This is a genomic window from Amycolatopsis tolypomycina (assembly GCF_900105945.1).
GTDB lineage: Bacteria > Actinomycetota > Actinomycetes > Mycobacteriales > Pseudonocardiaceae > Amycolatopsis > Amycolatopsis tolypomycina.
On record NZ_FNSO01000004.1, the window covers coordinates 3970173 to 3995805 of the forward strand.

A 25633-nucleotide genomic window follows, 5' to 3' on the forward strand; every position below is an offset into this window, starting at 1 on the left:
ACAATTGCGGCAACCCCACCGACTCCCGGAACGGACGAAACCACCGTGAAGAAAACCCTGCCCCTGTTCGCCGCCGCCGTGATGCTGCTGGCCGGCTGCGCTTCGGCGACGGCCACCGGTGCGCCCGGGCAACCGGAGAAGCTGGAGCTGCGCTACCAAGGCAGCGCGAACGCCGTCACCCTGCCCGAACTCGCCGAAGACCTGGGCTACTTCGGCCCCGTGAAGCTCAAGTGGGTCGGCAACACGATCAGCGGCCCGCAGGACATCCAGTCGGCGGCCACCGACCAGACCGACTTCGGCGGTGCCTTCACCGGCGCGGTCGTCAAGCTCGTCGAAGCCGGCGCCCCGGTCAAGGCGGTCGTCAACTACTACGGCTCCGACGCCTTGGCCTTCATCGGCTTCTACACCAAAACCGACAGCCCGATCCGGACCGCCCGCGACCTGATCGGCAAGAAGGTCGGCGTCAACACCGCGGGCGCGAACCTCGAGGCCGCGCTCGACACCTGGCTCAAGGGACAGGGCCTTTCCGACGACGAGATCAAGCAGGTGCAGCTCGTCGTCATCCCGCCGGTGAACGCCGAGCAGGCGCTGCGCAACGGCCAGCTCGACGTCGCCGCGCTCCAGGGCATCCTGCAGGACCACGCCGTCGCGACCGGGGGCATCCGACCGCTGTTCACCGACGTCGGCGCCTTCGGGCCCTACAACGGCGGCCCGTACGTGCTGCGCACCGACTTCATCAAGAAGTACCCGGAGACCGCGAAGATCTTCGTCTCAGCCGTGGCCCGGGCGATCGAATGGGAACGCACGACTCCGCGCGACGAGGTGATCGCCCGCTTCACGAAGATCATCAAGGCGCGCGGCCGCAACGAAAGCACCGACACGCTGAAGTACTGGAAGAGCGTCGGCATCACCCGCGGCGGCCTCATCTCCGACGCCGACTACACCCGCTGGGAGCCGTGGCTCAAGCAGGAGGGCTACCTCAAGCACGACAAGGTCGACACCGCAAAGCTCTACACCAACGAGTTCAACCCCTACCGCGACGGCGCGCCGGCGGTGACCAAGTGATCGGCATCCGCTCGGTGACCAAGACCTTCGGCGAGCTCACCGCGCTCGACGACGTCTCCCTCGACATCGCCGACGGCACGTTCCTGTCGCTGGTCGGCCCCAGCGGCTCGGGCAAGTCGACGCTGCTCGACCTGCTGGCCGGGCTCGCCACCCCGACGTCCGGTGAGGTGCTCATCGACGGCGAGCCGGTGCGCGGCCCTGGTCTCGACCGCGGGGTCGTCTTCCAGCAGTACGCGCTGTTCCCGTGGCGCACCGCCCGCGCCAACGTCGAATTCGGCCTCGAAGGCGGGCCGCTCGGCAAGCGGCAACGGGCCGACCGGGCGCGCGAATACCTCGCCCTCGTCGGGCTGTCCGGCTTCGAGGACCGCTACCCGCACGAACTGTCCGGCGGAATGAAGCAGCGGGTCGCGATCGCCCGCAGCCTCGCCTCCGACCCGGCCGTGCTGCTGATGGACGAGCCGTTCGCCGCGCTCGACGCGCAGACCCGCGAGCAGCTGCAAGAAGAACTCCTGCGGATCTGGCGCCGCACCGGCAAGACGATCGTCTTCATCACCCACGGCATCGACGAAGCCGTCTACCTGGGCCAGCAGGTCGCGGTGCTGACGTCCCGGCCCGGGCGGCTCAAGGCCGTCGTGGACATCGACCTCGGCGACCGCACCGGCGACGTCCGCTCCGGGGCGGAGTTCGGGCGCCAGCGCCACCGGCTCTGGGAACTGCTGCACGACGAGGTCCGCAAGGCGGCCGAACACGAACGGAGCGCGGCCCGATGACCACCACCCTCGAAGCTCCCGCCGTCCACACCAGACCCGACGATCCGCCGGCGAAACCACGCCGGCTCCGGAAGAGGCTCACCCGTGCGGTGCACGCCTCCGCCGCGGTCGTGCTGTTCGTGCTGCTTTGGGAGCTGGTCCCCCGGTTCGTCCTCGACGAGAGCACGCGGACGTTCCTGCCGCCGCTGTCGGAGGACCTGCAGGCCCTGTGGGAGCTCGTCCTCGACGGCGAGCTCGCCGACCACCTGCTGGCCAGCGTCGGCCGGTCCGCCGCCGGGTTCGCCGTGGCCGTCGCGGTCGCCGTGCCGCTCGGCCTGCTGATCGGCTGGTACCGGCCGGTCGCGCGATTCCTGCAGCCGCTGCTGGAGCTGGCCCGCAACACCGCCGCGCTGGCGCTGCTGCCGGTGTTCACGCTGCTGCTGGGCATCGGCGAGCTGTCGAAGGTCAGCCTGGTGGTGTACGCGTGCGTGTGGCCGGTGCTGCTCAACACGATCGCCGGGGTCAACACCGTCGACCCGCTGCTGGTCAAGGCGGCCCGCTCGCTGGGGCTGTCGAGCCCGCGGCTGTTCCGGAAGGTGATCCTGCCCTCGGCGGTGCCGACGGTGTTCACCGGCATCCGGATGGCGGCGTCCTACTCGATCCTGGTGCTGGTGGCGGCGGAGATGGTCGGCGCCAAGGCCGGGCTCGGCTATCTCATCAACACGAGCCAGGTGAACTTCCAGATCCAGCAGATGTACGCCGGGATCATCGCGGTCTCGGTGCTCGGCGTCGTCGTCAACGCCGGCTTCGTCGGCCTCGAACGGCGGTTTTCCACCTGGCGCACCAAGGAGAAGGCATGATGCACCTCAACGCGTTCGTGATGCCGAACGGCCACCACGAAGCCGCGTGGCGGCACCCCTCGACCGACCCGCACCGGGCCCGGACGCTGCGGCACTACGTCGACATCGCGCGGACCGCCGAACGCGGCAGGCTCGACTCGATCTTCCTCGCCGACGGCGTCGCCCTGTGGGGCAACGTCAAGCACAACTCCCACAGCCACTTCGAACCGCTGACACTGCTCTCGGCACTCGCCGCGTCCACAGTCCACATCGGACTGATCGCGACGGCGTCGACGACCTACAACGAGCCCTACCACCTGGCCCGGAAGTTCGCCTCGCTCGACCACCTCTCCGGCGGCCGCGCGGGCTGGAACATCGTCACCTCGGCGGGCATCGACGAGGCCCGCAACTTCAACCTGGCCAAGCGCCCGGCGCACGCCGCGCGGTACGACCGGGCCGGGGAGTTCATCGAGGTCGTCAAGAAGCTGTGGGACAGCTGGGACGACGACGCCGCGCTCGTCGACCGGGCGAGCGGCGTCTACGCCGACACGGACCGGATCCGCGCGATCGCCCACGACGGGCCGCACTTCCAGGTCCGCGGGCCGCTCAACATCGAACGGCCGGTGCAGGGGTACCCGCTGCTCGTGCAGGCCGGGTCGTCGGAAACCGGCAAGGAGTACGCGGCCCGGCACGCCGAAGCCGTGTTCACCGCGCAGCAGACGTTCGCCGAGGGCAAGGCGTTCTACGACGACGTCAAGGGCCGGCTCGCCAAGTACGGCCGGACGCCGGACGAGATCAAGATCCTCCCCGGGATCTCGCCGATCCTCGGCCGCACCGAACCGGAAGCCCGCGAGCGCGAGGCCGAGCTGAACGCCCTGATCACCCCGGACTACGGGCTGCAGCAGCTGTCGAAGATGCTCGACCACGACGTCACCGGCTACCCGCTGGACGGCCCGCTGCCGGAGGTCGGCAGCTTCACCGAAGGCGGCCAGAGCCGGTTCGACCTGGTCGTCGGCCTGGCCCGGCGCGAGGACCTCACCATCCGGCAGCTCCTGGAACGGCTGGCGGGCGGGCGCGGGCACCGCGTCTTCGCCGGCACGCCGGTCCAGGTCGCCGACGAGCTGGAGGCGTGGTTCCGCGGCGGCGCCGCCGACGGCTTCAACGTCATGCCGCCCACCTTGCCCGGCGGGCTCGACGACTTCGTCGACCTCGTCGTCCCGGAACTGCAGCGGCGCGGCCTGTTCCGCACCGAGTACTCCGGCACCACCCTGCGCGAGCACTACGGCCTCGCGCGGCCCGTCAACCGCAACCGAGTGAAGGAGCCCGCATGACCACCATCGGCACCGACGTCCGCAAGCTGACCGGGAGGATCGGCGCCGAGATCGTCGGCTTCGACCCGGCCGGTGACCTCGACGCGTCCCAGGTGGCGTTCCTGACCGACGCCCTGCACGAGCACAAGGCGCTGGTGTTCCGGAACGTCCGCCTCGACGACGAGGGCCAGCAGCGGTTCGCCGCGCACTTCGGCGAGCTGACCAAGGCCCACCCGACGGTTCCGGCCGTCGAGGGCGCGCCGACGATCCTGCCCGTCGACAGCGAGCGGGGCCGCGCAAACCACTGGCACACCGACGTCACCTTCGTCCTCAACCCGCCCAAGGCCAGCACGCTGCGGAGCCTGGTGGTGCCGCCCTACGGCGGGGAGACGCTGATCGCGAACGCCGCCGCGGCCTACCGGGACCTGCCGGAGCCGTTGCGCGCCTTCGCCGACACGCTGCGGGCGGTGCACACCAACGACTACGACTACGTCCAGCCGCCGGAGACGGTGGACGAGCAGGAGCGGGAACGCCGGGCGCAGTTCGTCTCGCGGAAGTACCGGACCGTGCACCCGGTGGTGCGGGTGCACCCGGTGACCGGCGAGCGCGGCCTGTTCATCGGCGGGTTCGCCCAGCGGATCGAAAGCCTGTCGGTGAACGAGTCGCGGGACCTGCTGCGGCTGCTGCAGTCCTACGTCACGCGGCCGGAGAACGTCGTGCGCGTGGCGTGGGAGCCGGACCAGCTGGTGCTGTTCGACAACCGGATCACCCAGCACTACGCGATCGACAACTACGACGGCCTGCCGCGGCGGCTCAACCGCGTCACGGTCGCCGGGGACGTCCCGGTGGGCATCGACGGGCGGTCCAGCGAGTCGCTCGAAGGTGACGCGTCGCACTACACCTCCGTCGCATAGTTAGCGCCCGTCCGCGCCCGGGTAACCGGGTGCGGACGGGAAGGAGTGTGCAGTGGTCAGTGTGCAGGCGAAGGTCAGGATGGCGTTGCTGCGGGCGTCGGGCCAGAAACGGTTCTACGACAACGCCTCGGCGTTGCACCACCGGCTGCCGCGGCACCAGAAGCCGTCGATGGCCCGGCCGCCGCGGAAGGTCCGGCGGCGGGTCGACGTCGAGGAACACGACGTGCGCGGCTTTCCCTGCTACACCTTCCGGCCGCGTGGCGAGCAGGCTTGCGACCTGCACGTGCTGCACCTGCACGGCGGCGGGTACGTCGAACAAGTCGAAAAGCACCACTGGCGGTACGCCGCCGACCTGGTCGCGCGGCTCGGCTGCGCGGTGACCCTGCCGGTGTACCCGCTGGTCCCCCACCACGACCACACCGCCACGATCCCGATGGTCCAGGCGGCCTACGACGAGCTCGACGCCGAACGGGTCGTGGTGACCGGCGACTCCGCGGGCGGCGCGCTGGCCCTGGCCATCGCGCAGAACCTGCGCGCGGACGGGCGGCCGCAGCCCGAACGGCTGGTCCTGTACTCGCCGTGGCTGGACGTCCTGCTCGAAGACCCGGTGTCGGAGCTGCTCGACGAGACCGACCCGATGCTCGGCATCGCCGGGCTGCGCGAAGCCGGCCTGATGTATGCCGAAGGCACCGATCCGCGCGACCCCCTGGTCAGCCCGATCCACGCCGACCTGACCGGCCTGGCCCCGATCACGTTGTTCATCGGCACCCGGGACGTCCTGCTGCCCGACGCCCGCCGCTTCGCCGAGCGGGCCGAAGAAGCGGGCGTCGAGCTGGACTACCGCGAATACCCCGGCATGTTCCACAACTGGCTCATGCAGGCGATCCCGGAGGGCGTCGAGGCGATGAACCACGTGGAGCGCCTGCTGCGGCGGCGCCCGGTCACCGCCCATTCCGCGCCAGGTCCCGGAAGCAGTCCCACGCGCGGCTGACCAGCGCCGGGTGCGTCCGCAGGTCGATCACCGTGCGCGCCAGCGCCGCCGCCGAGGCCAGCATCGCCGCCCGGCCGCGCGGGCTCGCCGCCGCCTCCGCGAACTCGGGCGTGTGATCCGACTTCTCCTCCGCCGTGATCGCGACGAACGGGTGGATCGCCGGGACGCGGACGCTGACGTCCCCGATGTCCGACGACCCGAGGAAGACGCCCGGCGAGGGCGGGGTCGCGTGGATCCCGCAGGCCGCCAGGTGCTCGGTGAACCGCTCCGAGAGCACCGGGTTGTCGCGGAAGTGGGCGTACCCGCGCCCGAGGCGTTCGACGTCGACCTTCGCGCCGGTCGCCAGCGCCGCGCCTTCCGCGCACGTCGTCACGTCCTCGACCAGGCGATCCAGCGCGTCCGTGGTCAGCGCGCGGAGGCCGAACCGGCCTTCGGCGCGGTCGGGGACGATGTTCGTCGCCTCGCCGCCGCGGGTGACGATCCCCTGGACGTGCGACCCGGCGGGCAGCCGCTGGCGCAGGGCCGAGATCGCCCCGAACGCCTGGATCAGCGCGGCGAGGGCGTCGATGCCGTGCTCCGGGTCGCCGGTCGGGTGCGCCGCCCGGCCGTGGAAGGTCACCTTGACCTCGACCTGGGCGGTCAGCGGCGCCCACGACCACGAGTGGACACCGGGGTGGACCATCAGGGCCGCGTCGACGTCGTCGAAGACGCCCGCCTCGGCCATCGCGACCTTGCCGCCGCCGCGTTCCTCGGCCGGGGTGCCCACCGCGAGCAGCGAGCCCGGGGTGTCGCCCAGCACGTCCTTGGCGGCCAGCGCGGCCCCCAGGCCGGTCGCGGCGATCAGGTTGTGCCCGCACGCGTGCCCGAGACCCGGCAGGGCGTCGTACTCGAGGAGCAGGGCGACGCACGGCCGCCCTTCGCCGGCGCGGGCGACGAACGCCGTCGCCAGCCCGGCGACCCCGGTTTCCACCTCGAAGCCGTCCGCGGCCAGCTCGGCGGTGAGCCGTCCGGCGGCCGCGTGCTCCTCATAGGACAGTTCCGGCCGCTCGTGCAGCGCGGTGGCGACGGCCCACAGCCGCTCGTCCAGGTGCTCGATCCGCTCGTCGGCCCGCTCGTGCAGCTCTTCGTGCGACTCCATGCCCTCCGGGATACCCCAACCGCGGACGGTCACGCCACCGGGGTGTTTCACCGGGGCCGCGTCCGGCTACTCCGGCGGAATGGACCACAGCAAGGCACCGGTTCTCGAAGCGCTGCGCGACTACCACAGCGCCGGCTACGTCCCGTTCAACGCGCCCGGCCACAAGCAGGGCCGCGGCATCGACCCGCGGGTCCTCGAAGTCGTGGGTGCCGACGTGTTCAAGTCCGATGTCATCGCACTGAACGGCCTGGACGACCGGCTGATGCGCCGGGGCGTGCTGGAAGAAGCCCAGCAGCTGATGGCCGACGCGGTCGGCGCCGAGCACACGTTCTTCTCCACGTGCGGGAGCTCGCTGTCGGTGAAGAGCGCGATGCTCGCCGTCGCCGGCCCGCACGAGAAGCTGCTGGTCCCCCGCCACGTCCACAAGTCGGTGATCTCCGGGCTGATCGTCAGCGGCGTCCGGCCGGTGTGGGTGCACCCGCACTGGGACGCCGAGCGGCACCTGAGCCACCCACCTGGCGTGCGCGAGTTCGCCGAGGCCTACGAGCGCGACCCCGAGGTCAAGGGCGCCCTCGTGGTGACCCCGACCGACTACGGCACGTGCGGCAACCTCGCGGCGATCGCCGAGTGGTGTCACGAACGCGGGCTCCCGCTGATCGTCGACGAGGCGTGGGGCGCGCACCTGCCGTTCCACGACGGCCTGCCGCCGTGGGGCATGGACGCGGGTGCCGACGTGTGCGTCACGAGCGTGCACAAGATGGGGGCCGCGGTCGAGCAGAGCTCGGTCTTCCACCTGCAGGGCGACCGCGTCGACCCGGACGTGCTGAAGGCGCGGGAGGACCTGCTCGGCACGACCAGCGCGAGCTCCCTCGTCTACGCCGCCCTCGACGGCTGGCGGCGGCAGATGGCCGAGCACGGCAAGGAGCTGCTGGCCGGCGCGCTGACGCTCGTGGAGTCGGTCCGCGGCCGGCTGACCGAGCTGGGCCTGTCCGTGCAGCACGACGAGTTCCTCGGCCCCGACCTCGCCGACTCGGTCGACCCGCTGAAGGTCGTGCTCGACCTCGAAAAGCTGGGCATCAGCGGCTACCAGGCGGCGGACTGGCTGCGCGAGCACCAGCGCGTCACCGTCGGCCTGGCCGACCACCGCCGGATCGTGGCCCAGTTCAACCACTCCGACGACGAGCAGACGGCCGGCACGCTGATCAACGCCCTGGACGCGCTGGTGAAGGTGGCGCCCTCGTTCGAAAAGCCGCCGCAGGTGGACCTGCCCTCGCCGCGGGAGATGGAGCTGGAGACGGCGATGCTGCCGCGTGACGCGTTCTTCGGCGAGGCCGAGCAGGTGCCGGCGGACGAGGCGGTGGGCCGGATCTCGGCCGAGATGATCACGCCGTACCCGCCCGGCGCGCCCGGTGTGCTGCCCGGCGAGGTGCTCACCCGGCCGATGCTCGACTACCTGCGCAGCGGGCTCGGCGCGGGGATGCAGCTGCCCGACCCGGCCGACTCGAAGCTCGAGTCGATCCGGGTCGTCGCGCAGTCCTGACGCGCCAAGGGGGGGCACTTTCACGTGAAAGTGCCCCCCTTGCGTGTGTCAGGCTTTGGCGCTCTTGAGGTCGAGCGGGTTCTTCGGGGCGTCGGAACGGGCGTCGATCATCCGCTGCCCCAGCTCCTGCAGCTGCTTGCGGCCCATCGCCGAGCGGACCTCGGGGAACCACTCGTCCTCTTCCTCTTCGACGTGGTGCCGGACGTTCTCCGTGAGGACGGTGACCTTCGCGTCGAACGTCTCGTCCTTCGGGTCCATGCCGAGCAGTTCCGACAGCATCCACACCACGACGTGGTGCTCCTCCACGCTTTCCAGGACGTGGTCCTTCGTCTCCGGAACGGCTTCCCGCGCCGCCGGGTAGAAGATCTCCTCCTCGATGTAGGCGTGGACGGTCAGCTCTTCGATGATCGAGTCCGCGATCCGGCGCTTCTCGTCGTACGCGTCCTCCCCCGCCTTCTCGAATTGCTTGAACAGCTTCTCCACGGTCTTGTGGTCGTTCTTGAGCAGCACGATCGCATCGGTCGACATGACCGGGCGAATACCCGCCGGGCCGCCCGGAAAACGCCGTTTGCCCGAACGGGTGCCCGGGTATTCATCGGGCCCCGACCTCCAGGAGTACACCGGTGAACCAACCGCTGACGTTCGGCATCGAAGAGGAGTTCTTCGTCGTCGACCGCCGTGGCCACCTGTCCCACGCCGGCGACGACGTCGTCGACGCGGCCGAAGCCGCCGGCGACGACCAGGGCGAGCTGCAGCACGAGCTGACGCGGTCCCAGGCCGAGGCGGCCACCGACGTCTGCCGGACCCACACCGAAGCCCTGCGCCAGCTGCGCACGCTGCGCGCCGACCTCGCCGGGGCCGCCCGGCGCCGCGGCTACCGGGTGCTGCCTGCCGCGTCCCCGGTGCTGTTCGAGGCGAACCCGCCGGTCATCACGCCGAACCCGCGCTACGAGCGGATGGCCGAGCACTTCGGCGCCACCGCGCGGACGTCGCTCACCTGCGGCTGCCACGTGCACGTGGCGATCCCGGACAAGGAAGCCGGCGTCCAGGTGCTGAACCGGATCCGGCCGTGGCTGCCGGTCCTGCTCACGGTGACGGCGAACTCGGCGATCTCCGACGGCTACGACACCGGCTACTGCAGCTGGCGGTACCAGCAGTGGAGCCGCTGGCCGTCGGCTGGGCCGCCACCGCGGTTCGCGTCGCTCGACGAGTACGAGAGCATTGTGGACGGCTGGCTGCGCGCGGGTTCGATCCTCGACCGCGGGATGATCTACTGGGACGTCCGGCTTTCGGACAAGCAGCCGACGCTGGAGTTCCGCATCGCCGACGTCGCGGCGGTCCCGGAGGACGCGGTGCTGCTGGGGGTGCTGGCCCGCGCCCTGGTCGCCACGGCACTGGCCGACGACCAGCCCGCACCGATGCTGTCGAACGAGGTGCTGCGCGCCCAGCTCTGGCGGGCCTCGCGCGAAGGGGTCACGGGCTGCTGCCCCCACCCGAAGAGCGGCGGCTTGGAGCCGACGAAGGCGGTGCTCGACGACCTGATCTCCCTGACGGCCCCGGCCCTCGAAGCGGCGGGCGACCTGGACTTCGCCCGGGAGGGCACGGCCCGCCTGGCCGCCGAGGGCGGCGGCGCGGACCGGCAACGGCGGCGGTTCGCCGAGCGGGACCGCGCCGAAGACGTGGTCGACCTGCTCGCGGGTGACTAGCTCACCGGCGGCCTGCCCTCGAGGCGGTCCAGCAGTTCGAGCGCCCGCACCGCGGCCCGCGATCGGCCCGGGTCGACGACCAGGTGGACGCCGGCGGCCTCGGCGTGGCGGTGGGCGCGCAGCAGCACGCGGATGCCCGCGGCGCCGAGGAACCGGACCTGCCCCAGGTCCACCCGCAGTACCCCCGGCCGGGCCCGGACGTGCTCGTCCAGCACCGCCGCCAGGCCGGCCACCGTGCACAGGTCGACTTCGCCGGTGACCTCCACGACGACCGCGTCGGGGCTCTTCCAGCGGATCCGGCTGCCCGGGTCGCCGTCGGACGGGGCGCGGGGCGAAGGCAGCCGGTGCGACGGCGAAGTCTCCGCCCCGACCACCCGCAGCCGCTCGTGAGTTGTCATGGGTGCGAGGTACCCGCGGCGCGCGTTCGGCGAAACAAGGCCCGGGTCCGGGCGCATTTCCGCGGCGGGAACGGGTAATCCCGGCGAACGCCCTCCGGAAGGAGCCCGCCCATGTCCGACGGCCCGCCCACGATGGGTGTCGAAGAGGAGTTCCTCCTCGTGAATCCCCGCACCGGGCACGCGTCGCCGTGCGCGGAACCGGTGCTGGCCCGCCACCGCCACCACGGCCCGCTGCCCGACGGCGTGCGGGTGCACCGGGAACTGCGGCTCACGCAGCTGGAGGCCGTCAGCGGTGTCTGCGCGGGCGCGGACGAGCTCCGCCACCAGCTGACCGCCGCGCGCCGCGTGCTGGCCGGTGCCGCCGCGGCCGAAGACTGCGCGCTGCTGGCCACCGGTACGCCGATCGGGCCCGCGCCGGCCGCGCCGCCGCCCGCGAGCACTGGCCGGTACGCCGAAATCGACGACATCTACGGCGCGGTCGTCGCCGACTACGAAGCCTGCGGGTGCCACGTCCACGTCGGCGTGCCCGATCCCGACACCGCGGTCGCCGTCGTCAACCACCTCGGCCGGTGGCTGCCGACGCTGCTGGCCCTTTCGGCCAATTCGCCGTTGGACCACGGGCGCGACACCGGGTACGCCAGCTGGCGGATGGTCCTGCAGTCCCGCTTCCCCGGCTCCGGCGTCGCCCCGCACCTGCGGGGGCACGCCGAGTACCGGCGGGCCGTCGAGGCGCTGGTCGAGTGCGGCGCGCTCGTCGACCCGGACCAGACGTTCTGGCTGGCCCGGCCGTCCGGCCGCTTCCCCACCGTCGAGTTCCGGGTCGCCGACACCGCGCTGACCGTCGACCACGCCGTGCTGCAGGCGCTGCTGAGCCGGGCGCTGGTGCAGCGGGCGCTGGCCGACCTCGCCGACGGCCGGGAAGCGGAGCCGCTGTCCCCGCAGGTGACCGCGGCGGCCGTGTGGGCCGCGGCGCGCCACGGCCTCGACGGGCAGCTCGTGGACGCCGCCGGGGAGACGCGGCGGCCCGCGTGGGCCCTGGTCGACGAGCTGCTCACGCACGTCCGCGAGCCCCTCGAAGAGAGCGGCGACCTGGCCGAGGTCCGCAAGCTCGTCGACGCCGTGCGGGCCGAGGGCACCGGCGCCGCGCAGCAGCGTGCGGCCGCCGTCGACGGGACCGCGGCCGCGGTGCGGTGGCTCACCGCGGTGACCGTGCCCGCGGCGCATGGAACGCTGCTGACCGGGTAGCCGCGACCATGACGACTTCCACCTCCCCGGGGGCGGCCACCCTGCCGGCCGCCCGGGGCCCGCTCTCCGAGTCCGTCCTGGGGACCCTCCTGCGTGCCCGGCCGCGGGCGGACCTCGACTTCGACGTCCTCGCCGACACCGACCCGCTCGGCGACGACCTCCAGCTGGCGCTGCACCTGTGCTACGAGCTGCACTACCAGGGCCTGCCGGGCGTCTCCCCCGACTGGGAGTGGGACCCGGAGCTGCTGCGCCTGCGCGGCGCGCTGGAGGCGCGGTTCCTGGCCGCGCTCCGCGACAACGTGGCCGGCGGCGAGGACGTCACGGCCGAACTCGACGCCCTGCTCGTCGAGCCGATCGACGCCGAAGGCGTGTCGCACTACCTGCGCGACCACGGCGACTGGGCGCAGGTGCGGGAGTACTTCACGCACCGCTCGATCTACCACCACAAGGAAGCCGACCCGCACGCGTGGGTGATCCCGCGGCTGCGCGGCCGGGCCAAGGCCGCGCTGGTCGCGGTCGAGTTCGACGAGTTCGGCGGCGGCCGCGCGGACCGGGTGCACGCGCGCCTCTACGCCGACCTGCTGCACGCGGCGGGCCTGCCCGACGGCTACCTGGAGCTCATCGACCAGGTCCCCGGCTCGATGCTGGCGGTGGTCAACATGATGTCGCTGTTCGGCCTGCACCGGTCGCTGCGCGGCGCGCTGTGCGGGCACTTCGCGGCGGCGGAGATCACCACGGCGCCCTCCGCGCAGCGGCTGGACCAGGCCCTGCGGCGCCTCGACGCGCCGGAGGCCTGCCGGTTCTTCTACACCGAGCACATCGAAGCGGACGCCGTCCACGAGCAGGTGATGCGCCACGACGTGCTCGGCGACCTGCTGGACCAGGAGCCCGAGCTGGCCGCCGACGTCGTGTTCGGCATCCAGGCCACCGAGTTCCTGGAGGGCCGCTTCGGGGCCCAGCTGCTGGACAGCTGGAAGGCCGGGAAGTCCTCGCTGCGACCGTGACGGCCGTGGCCTCCCGGGCCTGCGCCCGGGAGGCAGGCCACGTCAGTCGTCCGCCTGCGTGCGGACGCGTTTGCGGTGGCTGGTGTCGCAGAACGGGAACCGCTTGCTGCGCCGGCACGCGCACACCGCGACCAGGAACCGCTCGGACCGCACGAGCTCGCCGTCCGGCGTGCACAGCTCGACCGGCCCCTCGACCAGCACCGGGCCGCCCGGGACGACGGTCACCCGCCGCGGTCCCCGCTCACCGGTCGGCACGGAGCACCACCAGCTCTTCCACCCGCTGACCGGGCTCGATCAGCCCGGCCGCCTCGAGGAACTCCGTCCGTCCGGACAGGACCGGGCCGAACGGGATCCACGCGCGCCGGACCACCGAAGCCCGCAACCCCTGTGCTTCCAGCATTTCCCGCGACTTGTCCACATCGGACAAGGCGGAATGCACGAGCAGCATCGTCCCGCCGGGCCGCAGCAGCGTGCCCGCGGCGGTGCACAACGGGTCCAGCAGCGCGCGGCCGTCCGGGCCCGCGTCCCAGCCCCGGGTGGACCGGACCGCCGGCGCCGGGGACGGCACGTACGGCGGGTTCGCGACGACGACGTCGAACGGGCCCTCACGCAGCGCCCGGGTGAGACCGCCCCGGCACGGGCGCACGGCGAGCTGCCGGACCAGCGCGTTGAGCCGCGCCGAAGCCAGCGCCCGGCGCGAAAGGTCCAGCGCGTAAACGGTTCCCGCACCACGGCGGGCCAGCGTGATCGCCTGTGCGCCGGTGCCGGTGCACAGGTCGAGGGCACGGGCGCCGGCCGGGATCGCCAGTTCGGCGATCGCCGAAGCGAGCAGGGCGGTGTCTTCCTGCGGGCGGTAGACGCCGGGCAGGCGCAGCATCCGCGGGGCGGCCGGCACGGGCCGGTGGACGACGGACCGGGCGGCCAAGGGGCCCGGGCGGACGGGTTCCGCCGACGTGGTCATCTGGGTCTCCTTCACTCGCCGCGGTCCCGGCGCGATCGCCGGCGGCAAACCGCGTCGCCCCCGCTTACCCGGCGATCACCGGGGCAAACGCCGGTGGTTGAGCCCGGCACGGCCGGGTATCCGGTGCGGAAAGGACCGTGAAGGAGGGCCGAGATGACATCCGAAGAGCGCACCCAGCACCCGACCGACCCCGCCGAAGGCGCCCGGGGCGACGACCCCCACGGCGACACGCCGGAGGCGCAGCGCGAGACGCTCCGCGGCGAGCAGGGCACGTCGGGCGGGAACGAGCACGACGACAGCGACCCGCAGTCGGGCTGAGCCCTCGACACCCCGCGGGGGTCGCGTTCGGACTGTCCGAACGCGACCCCCGCTTTTCGCGCCACGGGCCGGACGGCAAAACCAGGTGCCTTGCCGCGCCGCCCCCGGGTAGCGTGCGCCGGCATGGCACCGGAACTGACTCGCCCGCCGCTGCAGGCGGACGAACGCACCGCGCTCGTCGGCTGGCTGGACCTGCAACGCCGGATCCTCCGCTGGAAGTGCACGGGGCTGAGCGAAGCCGACGCTCACCGCCCGGTGCTCCCGACCTCGCCCGCCATGACGATGGCCGGGCTCGTCGCGCACATGCGGTGGACCGAGCACACCTGGCTGGAGGTGCTGTTCCTCGGCGGCGACGAGCGAGAGAACCCGGCTTTCGACGAGTCGGCCGAGGACGCCGACTGGCGCACCGAAGGCCGTCCGCTCGCCGAGCTCCTCGCGGAGTACGAGGCGCAGTGCGCCCGCAGCAACGCCATCGTCGCCGCGGCGTCCCTGGACGACGTCGGCCGCCACCCCGGCTACCGCGCCGGGGGCGCCAACCTCCGCTGGATGCTGATCCACCTCGTCGAGGAGACCGGGCGGCACGCGGGCCACGCCGACATCGTCCGGGAGCTGCTCGACGGCACGAAGGGCTACTACTGACCCAGGCCTACGCCGGGTCGAACTCGAACGGCAGCGCGTCCACGCAGGCCTGGTACTTCTGCGCCATCTCGTGCTCGGTGTGCGCGGCCACGAACAGGTGGGCCAGCTCGAAGCTGTAGCTGTCCTGCTCCGGCAGGTCCGACAGCCGCTGCCCGACCTCGGGGACGACCTCGATCTGCGTGCCGTCGATGCGGTCCTGCACCGCCGCGATCTCCTCGGGCGTCGGCACCCGCGTCACCACACCGTCCTCGAACCGGCGCAGGTACCACTTGCCGGCGATCTGGTAGGTGCCCTTCGTCGGACGGCGGGCCGGGTCCTGGCCCAGGCCGAGGCGGACCATGATCTCGTGGTTGGCCACGCCGTCGACGAACTCGAACAGCTCGGCGTGCGACTGCGAGTGCCGCGGGTTGATCTCCAGCAGGCACACCTGGCCCGACTCCGGGTCGCAGAAGAACTCGATGCTGAACGTGGCGTTGTCGAAGCCGATCTGCTTCATCACCCGCTCGGCGACGTCCCGCATCCGCTGGACCGGCTCCTCCCCCAGCTGCGACGGGTACTGGTGGCGCAGGAACGACGAGCTGTCCGGGTAGTTGATCGAGTCGAGGGCGCCGTAGACGGTGACCTCGCCCTGGTAGACGTAGCCCTCGACGGCCGCCTGGACGCCGTGCAGCGCCTCTTCGGCCAGGCACGCGGCGCCGCCGACCCGGGCGATCTCCGGCGGCAGGTCGACCTGTTCGAGGACGTACCCGAACGGCTCCCCCACGCGGCCGACCCCGGCTCGGATCTCGGCGACGGCGTCGGCGAACTCGCTGTCGTTCTCGGCCTTGAAAGCGAGTTCGGAGGAGAAGGACTTCACCGGCTTGAGCCACATGGGGTAGCCGACGCCCTCCGGCGGGGCAGGGTGCTCGGCGTCGAGGTCGACGATGCCGAAGTTCGGCAGCTCGTCGATCGCCTTTCTCTGCTCCAGCCGGCTCCAGTACTTGTGCTCGCACTTCAGCACCGCCTCCAGCGGCACGCTGGGCAGGTCGTACCGGGCGCACAGGATGGGCACCAGGGAGGCGGCCGGGAAGTCCCAGTAGCTGACGATCGCGCCGACTTCGCCGTCGAACGCGTCCAGTTCGTGCTGGGCGGTCTTCAGGAGCGCTTCGAAGTCGATGTCGCCGTGCTGCAGCTCTTCGGGGGTCAGCAGGCCGTGGAACCGGTAGGTCCCGGCCCAGGGCAGGCGTTCCAGAACGCGCTGGTTCTCCTCGTCCAGGCCGATCACGAAGATGTCGGTACTCATGCGCAGGGGCTACCCGTGGTTTCGCGCGGGCCAAACGGGGCCGGATGGCCGGTTTGCCGACGCCGTCAGCGGGCATCCGCAGGCATGACCGCCCTGCCCGAACCGCTTTCGCTGTGGGTCGAAACCGCTCCCGCCCCGGACCGCACGGGCGTACCCGTGCCGGAATCCGCCGACGTCGCGGTGCTCGGCGCGGGCATCGCCGGGCTCACCACCGCGCTGCTGCTCGCCCGCGCCGGCCGCTCGGTGGTCGTGCTGGAGGCCGAGCGGGTCGCGGCCGGGGTGTCCGGCCACACCACGGCGAAGGTCAGCGCCCAGCACGGGGCGAAGTACGCGGACCTGACGTCCCGCCACGGCGCCGAGACGGCGAAGGCCTACGCCGGCACGCAGGCGGCGGCGTGCGAGTGGATCGCCGCCACCGCCGCCGAGCTCGGCATCGACTGCGGCTTCACCCGCGCGGACAGCTACGTCTACACGACGCGGGAAAGCACCGTGGACGCCCTCAAGCAGGAGGCGGACGCGGCCGCCGCCGCGGGGCTGCCCGCGTCGTTCACCGAGGACGTCGCGCTCGACGTCCCCGCGCTCGGCGCCGTCCGGACCACCGGGCAGGCGCACTTCCACCCGCGCCGGTGGCTGCTCGGCCTGGCCGCGGAGGTCGAGCGGGCGGGCGGCACGATCGTCGAGCACGCACGGGCGACCGCGCTCAACGGGCAGACCGTCCGGACCTCGCGGGGCGACGTCGTCGCGGGCGAGGTCGTCGTCGCGACCCACTACCCGGTGCTCGACCGCGGCCTGTACTTCGCCCGGCTCGCCCCGGTGCGCGACCTCGTCGTCGCGGGCCCGGCGGCCGGGAACACCGCGCCGGAAGGCATGTTCCTCGACGCCGACACCCACCACTCCGTGCGCGGGTACACCGAGCAGGGGACGCCGATGGTGATCGCCGGCGGCGAGCACTACCGCGTGGGCGCGCACGTCAACGTCGAACGCCGCTACCGGCGGCTCGCGGAGTGGGCGGACGCGCACGCGGGCCTGCACCGGGTCACCCACCGCTGGTCCGCCCACGACATGTCCACGCCCGACCTGCTGCCCTACGTCGGCCGCTACCTGCCGGGGACGAAGAACCTGTGGGTGGCCACCGGGTTCGGCCAGTGGGGCATGACCGGCGGCACGGCCGCGGGCCACGTGCTGGCGGCGCGGATCCTCGGCGAGCCGCACCCGGCCGCGGACCTGTTCGACCCCAACCGCTTCGACGCCCGCTCGGTGCTCGAGGTGGCCCAGGACAACCTCACCGTCGCGAAGTACCTCGTCGGCGACCACGTGGCGGCGCTGTGGCGGTCGGACCGGCTCGACGACCTCCGGCCCGGCGACGCCGAGGTCGTCCGCGTCGGCGGCGAGCTGGTCGCCGCCCACCGCGACGAGGCCGGGAAGCTGCACACGGTCGGCGCGCACTGCACGCACCTCGGCTGCCTGGTTTCGTTCAACGACGCCGAGAAGACCTGGGACTGCCCGTGCCACGGCTCGCGCTTCGGCGTCGACGGCGAGGTGGTGCAGGGCCCGGCGGTCCGCCCGCTGCGCCGCGGCCCGGAATGAGCCGCGGCGCAGGGATCCGGGCTATCCGGACGCTAGTTTCTTGCCCGCGTCGTAGAGCAGGTGCAGGGCGTCCGCCACGCCGACCGCGGTCAGCACGGTGGCCGCCAGGCGGGTCGCGCGCGGGGCGATCACCATCCCGGCGGCCAGTCCGGTGCCGACCCAGACGTTCAGGCAGAACGGGCACGACACGAGCTCGCCGACCGCGTGCTCGACGTGTCCCTTGCCCGGTACGGACTCGTTCAGCTCGTCGTCCCCGGCCGGTTCTTCGTACCGGGTGAACGGCGCGCGCAGCGGGCTGGTGACCGCGTCCTTGGCCAGCAGCCGGCTGGCCTTGAACGTCGCCGCGCCCAGCAGGACCGTGTCGCCGGCGCCGAACCGCTGCGGCAGCCGGGCCCCGACGGCGCGGCCGAGCAGCGTCAGCCCGCCGACCAGCCCGCTGTACGCGCTCATCGTGACGACGTACCCGCCCAGCGGCCGGTCTTCGCCACCGGCGTACCGGTGCTGCACCTGTTTCGCCTTCTCGGTGACTTCGTCGATGACGCTCATTCGTCCGCCGATCCGGGCTGCATCATCTTGCCCTGCTGCTTTGCCTTGGCCTCGTCCGGCAGGACGCGCGAGCCGGCTGCCTGGAGCTTGTTCTTCACGGCGCCGGGCACGATCTTGTCCTTCCCGGCCATCAGGGCCTCGTAACCGGCTTCGGCGATGTCGGCCGGGGAGTCCTTGTCGCCGGCGGCGATCTTGGTGTCCGTCATGTCGGCGCGCTCGAAGAACTCGGTGTCGACCGGACCGGGCAGCATCGCCGTGACGGTGACGCCCTTGTCCTTCACCTCGGCCCGCAGGCCCTCGGAGAACGACGTCAGGAACGCCTTCGAGGCGGCGTAGACGGCTTGGTAGGGCGCGGGCGACGTGCCGGCGATCGACGAGGTGAACAGCACCCGGCCGTGGCCGCGGCCGACCATGCCGGGCACGACCCGCTTGGTCAGGTGCACGGCCGAGCGGACGTTGAGGTCGACGACCGTCAGCTGGTCCTCCAGCAGGGTCTCCCCGGCGAACTCGCCGTTGATGCCGACGCCGGCGTTGACGGCCAGTGCCTCGACCGGGCGGTCCGCGAGCCGTCGGACGAGTTCTTCGACCCCGGCCGCGGCGGCGAGGTCGGTGCGGACCGCCTCGACCCGCGCGCCGCACGCGCGGACCTCCTCGGCGGCGGTGTCGAGCTCGGCGTCCTCGGCGGCCAGGACGACGTCGAAGTCGTGCCGGGCGAACTGTTTCGCCAGTTCCAGCCCGATGCCACTCGACGCGCCGGTGACGACGGCGAGGGGTTTGGTTGCGGTGGTCATCCGTGCTCCTTCCGGTGCTTCGGTCGTCGGCTACCCGCCACCGGAGGGGGCAATCATGGTTTCCCGGTACGTGGGGCGGGTATTTCGCGGCGGTGGGACGCACCAGACTCCGGCGCAGTGACCTGCGCGGCCCGGGCATCAAGCGGATCCGCCGCGGCCGCGGGTTCTCCTACGCCATGCCCGACGGCTCCCCGGTGACCGACGAGGAGGTCCTGACCAGGATCAAGGACCTCGTCATCCCGCCGGCCTGGCGGAACGTGTGGATCTGCCCGTACCCGAACGGGCACGTCCAGGCGGTGGGCACCGACGACGCCGGCCGGCGCCAGTACCTCTACCACGAGCAGTGGCGGCGGGATCGCGACGAGGAGAAGCACGACCGGGTGCTGCAGATGGCCCGCCGGCTGCCCGAGTGGCGTGCTTCGGTGGCCGACGACCTCGCCGGGCGCGGCCTGACCCGGAAGCGGGTCCTGGCGGCCGCGTTGCGGATGCTCGACCGGGGCATCTTCCGCACCGGCGGCGAGGAGTACGCGGAGGAGAACGGCACCCACGGCGTCGCGACCCTGCTGCGTTCCCACGCGGCCGTCCGCGGCGACGAGTGCCGCTTCTGCTACGTCGCCAAGGGCGGGCTGGACCGCGAGGTGGCGATCTGCGACGCCGAGCTGGCGGCGGTGGTGAAGTCGCTGCTGCGCAGCCGCTCCGGCAGCGACCGCCTGCTGGTCTACCGCGAGGTCGGCACGTGGCACGAGGTGCACGCGGCCGACATCAACGAGCGGTTCAAGGAGCTCGCGGGCGAGGACTGCACGGCGAAGGACATGCGCACGTGGAACGCCACGGTCCTGGCGGCGGCCGCGTTCGCGGCAGCGGATCCCCCGACGTCGGAGACGGCCCGCAAGCGCGCGGAGGCCAAGGTGATGAAGGAGGTCTCGACGGCGCTGGGCAACACGCCGGCGGTCTGTCGATCGTCCTATGTGGACCCCCGATTGGTGGAGGCGTACCGCGCGGAGAAGACGATCGCACCGGCGTTGAAGCGAGCAGCGCGATTGGACGGCGACGACGCCCGGGCGGTGCTGGAGCGGGCGTGCGCGAGGCTGCTGAACGCGTCGTGACGGTGCGGAGTGGGAGGCACGGTGGGATCCATCCGAACGTGTACTGGCCGGGGACCGAGCTCGTCGGGGAACCTGGAGGGGATGACATCCTCCGCAGTCCGCTGGCGCGCGTCGATCGCCCTCACCGTGGGCGGCGACGGCGTGGTGTCGAGCATCGTGGAGTCCGAGCACGGGACCGAGGGCTCGGCCCGCGAGTGGGTCGAGCGGAAGCTGCCGGGCACCCGGTACCCGGCGTGGATCCCCGCGGCCCGGCGGCAGGACGGGGTGGAGCTGTTCGGCAGGGTGGCGCGCGGCCGGGTGGTGACGGGCCGCCTGGTGCCGACGTGGGAGCCTGAGGCGGCGCCGGTCTGGCACGCCGATCGGACCGGGGACGCGGTGCAGTGGCGTCGGTGTTCGGCCGGGGAAGGCTGACCGCCGGTCAAAGCCGGAAACGCACCCAATGTGGCGTTCGGTGCATCCAACGCACCCAATGTGGCGTTCGGTGCATCCAACGCACCCAATGTGGCGTTCGGTGCATCCAACGCACCCAATGTGGCGTTCGGTGCATCCAACGCACCCAATGTGGCGTTCGGTGCATCCAACGCACCCAATGTGGCGTTCGGTGCGTTCAACGCACCCAACGCCACATTGGGGCGCTTGCCACCGGAGCCGTCGCGCCGCGGGTCCTCGTGCCGCGAGCCGTTGTCAGCCCGCGCCCACGTCCTTGCGCAGCAAGCAGAACTCGTTGCCCTCCGGGTCCTGCAGGACCACCCAGGACTCCTCGCCCGTCTGGCCCACGTCCGCCGGCCGGGCGCCCAGGGCCGTCAAGCGCGCCAGTTCCGTCTGCTGGTCCGTGCCCGCCGGGCTCACGTCGAGGTGCAACGGGAGCTTTCCGCGGCGCGGGTTGTCCGTCTGGGCCAGGATCAGCGTCACCGAGCCGTCGCCGAAGCGGCCGCCCGGCGGGCCCAGTTCCAGGCCGTCCGGCTCGTGGCCGATCACCTCGTAGCCGAGGACCGCGCACCAGAACTCCGCCAGCCGGTCGGGGTCCCGGCAGTCCAGCACCAGTTCCGTGATCCGGCAGGCCATCCGCTCACTTCCGTTCCGACTCCGCCACCGCCGCGGCCTCGTCGTCGTCCATCGCCTTCGTGTCCCGCGGCGGCAGGAACGGATCCTCCTGGTCCTCCGCGTGCCCCGCCTCGATCGTGCGACCACGCGCGAGCTCCGCGTCCAGCTCGGCCCCCAGCAGGACCGCGAGGTTGGAGATCCACAACCATACAAGGAACACGATCACCCCGGCCAGCGAACCGTAGGTCTTGTTGTAGGAACCGAAATTCGCCACGTACAGCGCGAACCCGGCCGACGCCAGCACCCACAGCACGACAGCCAGCAGCCCACCCGGCGTCAGCCACTTGAAGCTCGGCAGCCGCACGTTCGGGCCCACCCAGTACAGCAACGCGAACGCCAGGCTGACCAGCAGCGCGATCACCGGCCACTTCGCGATCTCCCACACCAGCACACCCGTCGAGCCGAGGCCGATCAGGTCGCCGATCCGGCGGGCCACCGACCCCGTCGCCACCACGCCCAGCGCGCACGCCGCCAGCAGCACGACGATCCCGACCGTCAACGCGATCCGCAGCGGGATCGTCTTCCAGACCGGCCGCCCCTCCGGCATGCCGTAGATCGCGTTCGACGCCCGCATGAACGCGCCGATGTAGCCCGACGCCGACCACAGCGCGCCCAGCAGGCCCAGGATCGCCAGCGGGCCGGCGAGGCTCCGCGAGCCCGTCAGCTCCTTGATCGCGCCGACCAGGATGTCCTTGCCCTGCCCCGGCACCACCTGGTTGATGTTGTCGATGACGGTCTGGATCTTGTCCGGGCCGAGCAGGCCGAGGATCGCGGTGAGCACGATGATGCCCGGGAACAGCGACAGCACGCCGTAGTAGGTGAGCGCCGCCGCCCAGTCGGTCAGGTTGTCCCGGTTGAACTGCTTGAAGGTGCGTTTCAGCACCGCGCCCCACGACCGCTTCGACAGTTCTCCCGGCCCTTCGGGTGCTTTTCCGTGCCTGGCCACCATCGCCACCTCCACTCGATCGTGGCGAGGCATACCCCGTCCGCGAATGGGTATGCGTGTTTTGTCGCCTGAAGCTGGAGGAAGCCGTGCCCGAGGTCAGCCGCGTGATCGACGTACCGCCCGACGCCGTGTTCGCCGTCCTCGCCGACGGCTGGCTCTACGCCGGCTGGGTGGTCGGCAGCTCGCACATCCGCGACGTCGACGACGACTGGCCCGCGGTCGGCTCCCGGATCCACCACAGCGTGGGCCCGTGGCCGTTCCACATCCAGGACGTGACGGTGGTCCGCGCGGTCGAGCCGGGCCTGTCCCTGTCCCTGGAAGCCCGCGGCTGGCCACTGGGCGCCGCGGCGGTCGGCCTGACCCTGGTCCCCCACGGCGACGGGCAGACGCTGGTCCGGATGACCGAGCACGTCACCCGCGGACCGGGCAAGGTACTCCCGGAGGCGGTGCAGGCGCTGGTGGCCAAGCCACGCAACACGGAGTCCCTGGCCCGCCTGGCAGACCTGGCGACGGGCAAGCACGCCCGAGCCCAGCACGGCCACCCCCACCCCTAGCCGGTCCCGCCGCAGCCCCAGACGACCGGGACGAGCGCCCCAATGTGGCGTTGGTTGCGTCCAACGCACCCAATGTGGCGTTCGGTGCGTCCAACGCACCGAACGCCACATTGGGGCGCATCGCCTGGCCGTGCCCGCCGGAGCCGTGACCTCGCGACATCCGCCGTGGCTCGCCCGCCCCAGCGACCTCAGCCGTAGATCGCGCGGTGCGCCGCCTTGATCACCGCCGCATAGCCGCCGCCCAGGAGTCCGGCCCGGGCCAGGGCGGCGCGGGCCGCGTTCGCGCCGGGGCCGCCGTGGACCGCTCCGCCCGGGTGGGCCGAGGCTCCCGCCAGGTACAGCCTGTCCACCGGGGTGTCCGCGCGGCCCGTGCCCGGCACCGGGCGGAAGAACAACTGCTGGTGGATCGCCGTCGTGCCCGCGTTGACCGCGCCGCCCACCAGGCCCGGGTTGTGGCCCGCCAGCTCCGCCGGGCCCTGCGCGTAGCGGGCCTTGATCAGCCCCGTGAAGCCCGGCGCGTTGGCCTCCACCGTCTCCTCGATCCGCTTGATCCGCCGCTCCAGCGCCGCCCGGTTCTCCATCGTGCCGCGCGGGACGTGCGTGTACGCCCACGCCGCTTCCGTGCCCGCCGGGGAACGCGAGGGATCGCTCGTCGTCATCTGGCCGAGCAGCACGAACGGGCGGCGCGGGGTGCGGCCGCGGGCCAGCTCGCCCCCGAACGCCGACAGCCCGTCGAGGTCCGCGCCGAGGTGGATCGTGCCCGCGCCGCGGGCCGCCTCCGCCGTCCACGGGATCGGGGCGGACAGCGCCCAGTCCACCTTCACCGTCGCGCTGTCCCACTCGAACTTGCCGAGGTCGGCGACCAGCCGGGACGGCAGCCACTCCTCCCCCACCAGCTCGCGGTACAGCAGCGGGGCCGGCAGGTCGGCGAGGACGGCCTTGCGCGCCCGGATCGCCACACCGGCCGCGTCCCGCACGCCCAGCGCCCGCCCGTCCCCGACGAGCACCGACCGCACCGGACGTCCACAATGGATGGTGCCGCCGCGGGACTCCAGCCGCCGGACCAGCGCCGCCGCCAGCTCGCCCGCGCCGCCTTCGGGCACCGGGAAGCCTTCGTCCTGGCCGATCATCGCCAGCAGCCAGCCGAACACCGCGCTGCCGGCGTTGTCCACGGAAAGGTCGCTGTGCGCGGCATTCCCGGCCAGCAGCAGCTTCGCGCCTTCGCCGTCGAACAGCTCGTCGCCGAAGCGGCGCGCGGGCAGCGTCAGCATGCGCGCCAGCCGCAGGGCGTCGCCGGTTCCGGTGCGGCGCAGCAGCTTCAGCGCCGGGCGGACCGGAGGGAACGGCGTGAACAACGCGTTCAGCAGCGGCTCGCGGATTTCGCGCCACTGGGCGAACAACTCACGCCACGCGTCGCCGTCGCCCGGCGCGAACTCGTCGGCCGACGCCGCCGTGCGGTCGAGGTCGCGGGACAGCACCGCGCAGCGGTCGTCGGGGAACACGTGCGCCAGGACGTCGGGCGCGTGCCGCCAGCGCAGGCCGTGCTCGTCCAGCCGCAGGCCCCTGATCACCGGCGACACCGCGCTCATCGGGTAGAAGGCGCTGAAGAGGTCGTTGCGGAAGCCCGGTTCGGTCACCTCCGCGGTCCGGATCGACCCGCCGGCGTAGTCGGTGGCCTCCAGCACCAGCACCGACCAGCCCGCGTCGGCCAGGAGGTTCGCCGCCACCAGGCCGTTGTGCCCGGCGCCGATCACCACCGCGTCGACGGCTTCCGTACTCACTGCGGCCTCCCGGCTGCCTCAGGCTTGCGACTGGTGGCTCGGCCCGACCCGGGTGAGCGAGCGGAGCCGGGCCAGGACCCCGTCGCGGCGCGGCGGAGCCAGTGGCGCGCTCGCCGCACCCGCGCCCGCCCGGAGCCCGGCGACGAGGTCGGCGAGCGCGGCCGCGGCGTCATACCGAGGTTGCCAGCCCAGCGCGGTCTCCGCCAGCGTCGTGTCCACGAGCGCCGCGCGGTCGGCCAGCTCCAGCCAGCCCGGGTGCACCGGCAGCACCCCGCCCAGCCAGGCCGCCCGGGTCGCCAGCTGCACCACCGGCTTCGGCACCGGGACGCGGGTGCCGCCGAGGACGCCGGCCAGCGCGTCGGCGTCGAGCACCTCCGGCGCGGCCAGGTTGACCGCGCCGGTGAACCCCCGGTCGAGGATCAGCCGGATCGCGTCGGCGACGTCGGTGGTGTGCACGATCTGCGCCCGCAGGTCCGTCCACAGCGGAACCGGCAGCCGCCGTCCGCCGACGAGGTGCGCGGGCACGGCGGGGCCGAGCAGCCAGCGCGCGAACTCCCCCGCCGCTTCGCGGTGCAGGATCGCGCACGGCCGGATCCGCGCCACCCGGACCTGCGGGTACTTCTCCTCGAACCGGTCCAGCAGGGTTTCCAGCGCGGCCTTGCCGCGGCTGTAGGCGCTGCCCGCGATGCCGTCGCACGGGAAGTCCTCGGCCACTTTCTCCCAGCGCGGCGCCGGCCCGTAGGCGGCCACGGACGAGGCGACGACCACGTGCGGCACCCCGGCGGCCGCCGCCGCGGCGAGCACGCTCCGGGTGCCGTGGTCGTTGGTGCGCCACATCGGCGGGTCGCCGCACACCGGCGAGATCGCCCAAGCCAGGTGCACCACCGCGTCCGCGCCCGCGAACACCTCCGCCAGCTCTTCCTCCGCGCGGGGCAGGCCGACGTCGACGGCCCGCCAGCCCGCCCGGCGGTACGGCTCGACGGCCGTGTCCGGCAGCCGCCGCGCGAGCCCGACCACGTCGTGGCCGGGCTCGAGCGCGGCCAGCAGGGCCGTTCCGACGTTCCCGGTGGCTCCCGTGATCACCATGCGCACCCGCAAGGCTTACCCCGTGTCGCGGCC

At 72.6% G+C, this 25633-nt stretch carries 28 protein-coding genes; 16 read left to right on the forward strand and 12 right to left on the reverse strand.

Annotated elements, in window-relative coordinates; all coding sequences use genetic code 11:
• Positions 1–45 precede the first annotated feature (45 nt).
• The 6 genes from BLW76_RS28050 to BLW76_RS28075 are packed head-to-tail and all read left to right on the forward strand — an operon-like array spanning position 46 to position 5868.
• Complete coding sequence (locus BLW76_RS28050; RefSeq protein WP_091312753.1) at positions 46–1065, forward strand: ABC transporter substrate-binding protein; 1020 nt, start codon at positions 46–48, stop codon at positions 1063–1065.
• Positions 1062–1835 (forward strand): ABC transporter ATP-binding protein, encoded by a 774-nt coding sequence (locus BLW76_RS28055; protein WP_091312754.1) that lies wholly within the window; start codon positions 1062–1064, stop codon positions 1833–1835. Before BLW76_RS28050 ends, BLW76_RS28055 begins: the two co-directional genes overlap by 4 nt.
• Positions 1832–2674 carry an ABC transporter permease gene (locus tag BLW76_RS28060; RefSeq protein ID WP_091312755.1) on the forward strand — a complete coding sequence of 281 codons (843 nt, stop codon included), beginning with the start codon at positions 1832–1834 and terminating at the stop codon, positions 2672–2674. Before BLW76_RS28055 ends, BLW76_RS28060 begins: the two co-directional genes overlap by 4 nt.
• Positions 2671–3984: an LLM class flavin-dependent oxidoreductase gene (locus BLW76_RS28065; RefSeq protein ID WP_091312758.1), complete on the forward strand. Its 1314-nt coding sequence runs from the start codon at positions 2671–2673 to the stop codon at positions 3982–3984. The genes BLW76_RS28060 and BLW76_RS28065 overlap by 4 nt, the downstream gene beginning before the upstream one ends.
• Positions 3981–4877: a TauD/TfdA dioxygenase family protein gene (locus BLW76_RS28070; protein WP_091312760.1), complete on the forward strand. Its 897-nt coding sequence runs from the start codon at positions 3981–3983 to the stop codon at positions 4875–4877. Before BLW76_RS28065 ends, BLW76_RS28070 begins: the two co-directional genes overlap by 4 nt.
• Before the next feature lie 52 nt (positions 4878–4929).
• A complete protein-coding gene (locus tag BLW76_RS28075) occupies positions 4930–5868 on the forward strand; it encodes an alpha/beta hydrolase (protein ID WP_091312763.1) in 939 nt (312 codons plus the stop codon).
• Here the strand turns inward: BLW76_RS28075 and BLW76_RS28080 are convergent.
• Complete coding sequence (locus tag BLW76_RS28080; protein ID WP_091312765.1) at positions 5819–7006, reverse strand: amidohydrolase; 1188 nt, start codon at positions 7004–7006, stop codon at positions 5819–5821. The two genes, BLW76_RS28075 and BLW76_RS28080, sit on opposite strands and share 50 nt — an antisense overlap.
• Before the next feature lie 79 nt (positions 7007–7085).
• Between BLW76_RS28080 and BLW76_RS28085 the strand changes: the two genes are divergently transcribed.
• Positions 7086–8546 (forward strand): aminotransferase class I/II-fold pyridoxal phosphate-dependent enzyme, encoded by a 1461-nt coding sequence (locus tag BLW76_RS28085; protein WP_167384753.1) that lies wholly within the window; start codon positions 7086–7088, stop codon positions 8544–8546.
• Positions 8547–8594: 48 nt separating this feature from the next.
• Here BLW76_RS28085 and BLW76_RS28090 read toward each other — a convergent pair whose 3' ends face one another.
• Positions 8595–9074 (reverse strand): hemerythrin domain-containing protein, encoded by a 480-nt coding sequence (locus BLW76_RS28090; protein ID WP_091312769.1) that lies wholly within the window; start codon positions 9072–9074, stop codon positions 8595–8597.
• A gap of 95 nt (positions 9075–9169) precedes the next feature.
• Here BLW76_RS28090 and BLW76_RS28095 point away from each other — a divergent pair, with 95 nt between their 5' ends.
• On the forward strand, positions 9170–10252 hold the full coding sequence (locus BLW76_RS28095; protein WP_091312771.1) for a carboxylate-amine ligase: 1083 nt from the start codon (positions 9170–9172) through the stop codon (positions 10250–10252).
• Here the strand turns inward: BLW76_RS28095 and BLW76_RS28100 are convergent.
• Positions 10249–10650 (reverse strand): STAS domain-containing protein, encoded by a 402-nt coding sequence (locus tag BLW76_RS28100; RefSeq protein ID WP_091312774.1) that lies wholly within the window; start codon positions 10648–10650, stop codon positions 10249–10251. The two genes, BLW76_RS28095 and BLW76_RS28100, sit on opposite strands and share 4 nt — an antisense overlap.
• Positions 10651–10761: 111 nt before the next feature.
• Between BLW76_RS28100 and BLW76_RS28105 the strand changes: the two genes are divergently transcribed.
• Positions 10762–11895 carry a carboxylate-amine ligase gene (locus BLW76_RS28105; RefSeq protein ID WP_091312776.1) on the forward strand — a complete coding sequence of 378 codons (1134 nt, stop codon included), beginning with the start codon at positions 10762–10764 and terminating at the stop codon, positions 11893–11895.
• 8 nt (positions 11896–11903) lie between these two features.
• Entirely contained in the window at positions 11904–12899 is a 996-nt protein-coding gene (locus tag BLW76_RS28110; protein WP_091312779.1) for an iron-containing redox enzyme family protein, read from the forward strand.
• A 42-nt stretch (positions 12900–12941) separates the two neighbouring features.
• Here the strand turns inward: BLW76_RS28110 and BLW76_RS28115 are convergent, their stop codons facing one another.
• On the reverse strand, positions 12942–13154 hold the full coding sequence (locus BLW76_RS28115; protein WP_091312781.1) for a CDGSH iron-sulfur domain-containing protein: 213 nt from the start codon (positions 13152–13154) through the stop codon (positions 12942–12944).
• Positions 13141–13860: a methyltransferase gene (locus BLW76_RS28120; protein ID WP_091312783.1), complete on the reverse strand. Its 720-nt coding sequence runs from the start codon at positions 13858–13860 to the stop codon at positions 13141–13143. Before BLW76_RS28120 ends, BLW76_RS28115 begins: the two co-directional genes overlap by 14 nt.
• Positions 13861–14013: 153 nt before the next feature.
• On the opposite strand from BLW76_RS28120, the gene BLW76_RS48765 reads away from it, so the two are divergent.
• The gene (locus BLW76_RS48765) at positions 14014–14178 is read left to right on the forward strand and encodes a hypothetical protein (protein WP_167384754.1); all 165 of its coding nucleotides are present in this window, start codon (positions 14014–14016) and stop codon (positions 14176–14178) included.
• Positions 14179–14301: 123 nt separating this feature from the next.
• Positions 14302–14817, forward strand: a complete 516-nt coding sequence (locus BLW76_RS28125; protein ID WP_091312788.1) for a DinB family protein — start codon at positions 14302–14304, stop codon at positions 14815–14817.
• Positions 14818–14824: 7 nt separating this feature from the next.
• Here BLW76_RS28125 and BLW76_RS28130 read toward each other — a convergent pair whose 3' ends face one another.
• Positions 14825–16099, reverse strand: a complete 1275-nt coding sequence (locus BLW76_RS28130) for an ATP-grasp domain-containing protein (RefSeq protein WP_091312791.1) — start codon at positions 16097–16099, stop codon at positions 14825–14827.
• An 84-nt stretch (positions 16100–16183) separates the two neighbouring features.
• On the opposite strand from BLW76_RS28130, the gene BLW76_RS28135 reads away from it, so the two are divergent.
• A complete protein-coding gene (locus tag BLW76_RS28135; RefSeq protein ID WP_091312794.1) occupies positions 16184–17686 on the forward strand; it encodes an FAD-dependent oxidoreductase in 1503 nt (500 codons plus the stop codon).
• A gap of 21 nt (positions 17687–17707) precedes the next feature.
• On the opposite strand, the gene BLW76_RS28140 is transcribed toward BLW76_RS28135, so the two are convergent.
• Together BLW76_RS28140 and BLW76_RS28145 are read right to left on the reverse strand one after the other, a co-directional pair.
• Positions 17708–18232 carry a DUF1360 domain-containing protein gene (locus BLW76_RS28140; protein ID WP_091312797.1) on the reverse strand — a complete coding sequence of 175 codons (525 nt, stop codon included), beginning with the start codon at positions 18230–18232 and terminating at the stop codon, positions 17708–17710.
• A complete protein-coding gene (locus BLW76_RS28145; RefSeq protein WP_091312800.1) occupies positions 18229–19023 on the reverse strand; it encodes an SDR family NAD(P)-dependent oxidoreductase in 795 nt (264 codons plus the stop codon). The genes BLW76_RS28140 and BLW76_RS28145 overlap by 4 nt, the downstream gene beginning before the upstream one ends.
• Positions 19024–19115: 92 nt before the next feature.
• Between BLW76_RS28145 and BLW76_RS28150 the strand changes: the two genes are divergently transcribed.
• Positions 19116–20129, forward strand: a complete 1014-nt coding sequence (locus tag BLW76_RS28150; protein WP_091312803.1) for a DNA topoisomerase IB — start codon at positions 19116–19118, stop codon at positions 20127–20129.
• 81 nt (positions 20130–20210) lie between these two features.
• Entirely contained in the window at positions 20211–20540 is a 330-nt protein-coding gene (locus tag BLW76_RS28155) for a hypothetical protein (protein WP_091312806.1), read from the forward strand.
• A gap of 273 nt (positions 20541–20813) precedes the next feature.
• Here the strand turns inward: BLW76_RS28155 and BLW76_RS28165 are convergent, their stop codons facing one another.
• Both BLW76_RS28165 and BLW76_RS28170 read right to left on the reverse strand, forming a co-directional pair.
• Positions 20814–21194: a VOC family protein gene (locus BLW76_RS28165; protein ID WP_091312811.1), complete on the reverse strand. Its 381-nt coding sequence runs from the start codon at positions 21192–21194 to the stop codon at positions 20814–20816.
• Between the two features lie 4 nt (positions 21195–21198).
• Positions 21199–22182: a YihY/virulence factor BrkB family protein gene (locus tag BLW76_RS28170; protein WP_244170341.1), complete on the reverse strand. Its 984-nt coding sequence runs from the start codon at positions 22180–22182 to the stop codon at positions 21199–21201.
• Positions 22183–22265: 83 nt separating this feature from the next.
• Between BLW76_RS28170 and BLW76_RS28175 the strand changes: the two genes are divergently transcribed.
• Positions 22266–22733, forward strand: coding sequence for an SRPBCC family protein (locus tag BLW76_RS28175; RefSeq protein ID WP_091312815.1), 468 nt, complete (start codon positions 22266–22268; stop codon positions 22731–22733).
• A gap of 188 nt (positions 22734–22921) precedes the next feature.
• On the opposite strand, the gene BLW76_RS28180 is transcribed toward BLW76_RS28175, so the two are convergent.
• Positions 22922–24514, reverse strand: a complete 1593-nt coding sequence (locus tag BLW76_RS28180; protein ID WP_091312818.1) for a phytoene desaturase family protein — start codon at positions 24512–24514, stop codon at positions 22922–22924.
• Positions 24515–24532: 18 nt separating this feature from the next.
• Positions 24533–25606 carry an NAD-dependent epimerase/dehydratase family protein gene (locus BLW76_RS28185; RefSeq protein ID WP_091312820.1) on the reverse strand — a complete coding sequence of 358 codons (1074 nt, stop codon included), beginning with the start codon at positions 25604–25606 and terminating at the stop codon, positions 24533–24535.
• Positions 25607–25633 lie beyond the last annotated feature (27 nt).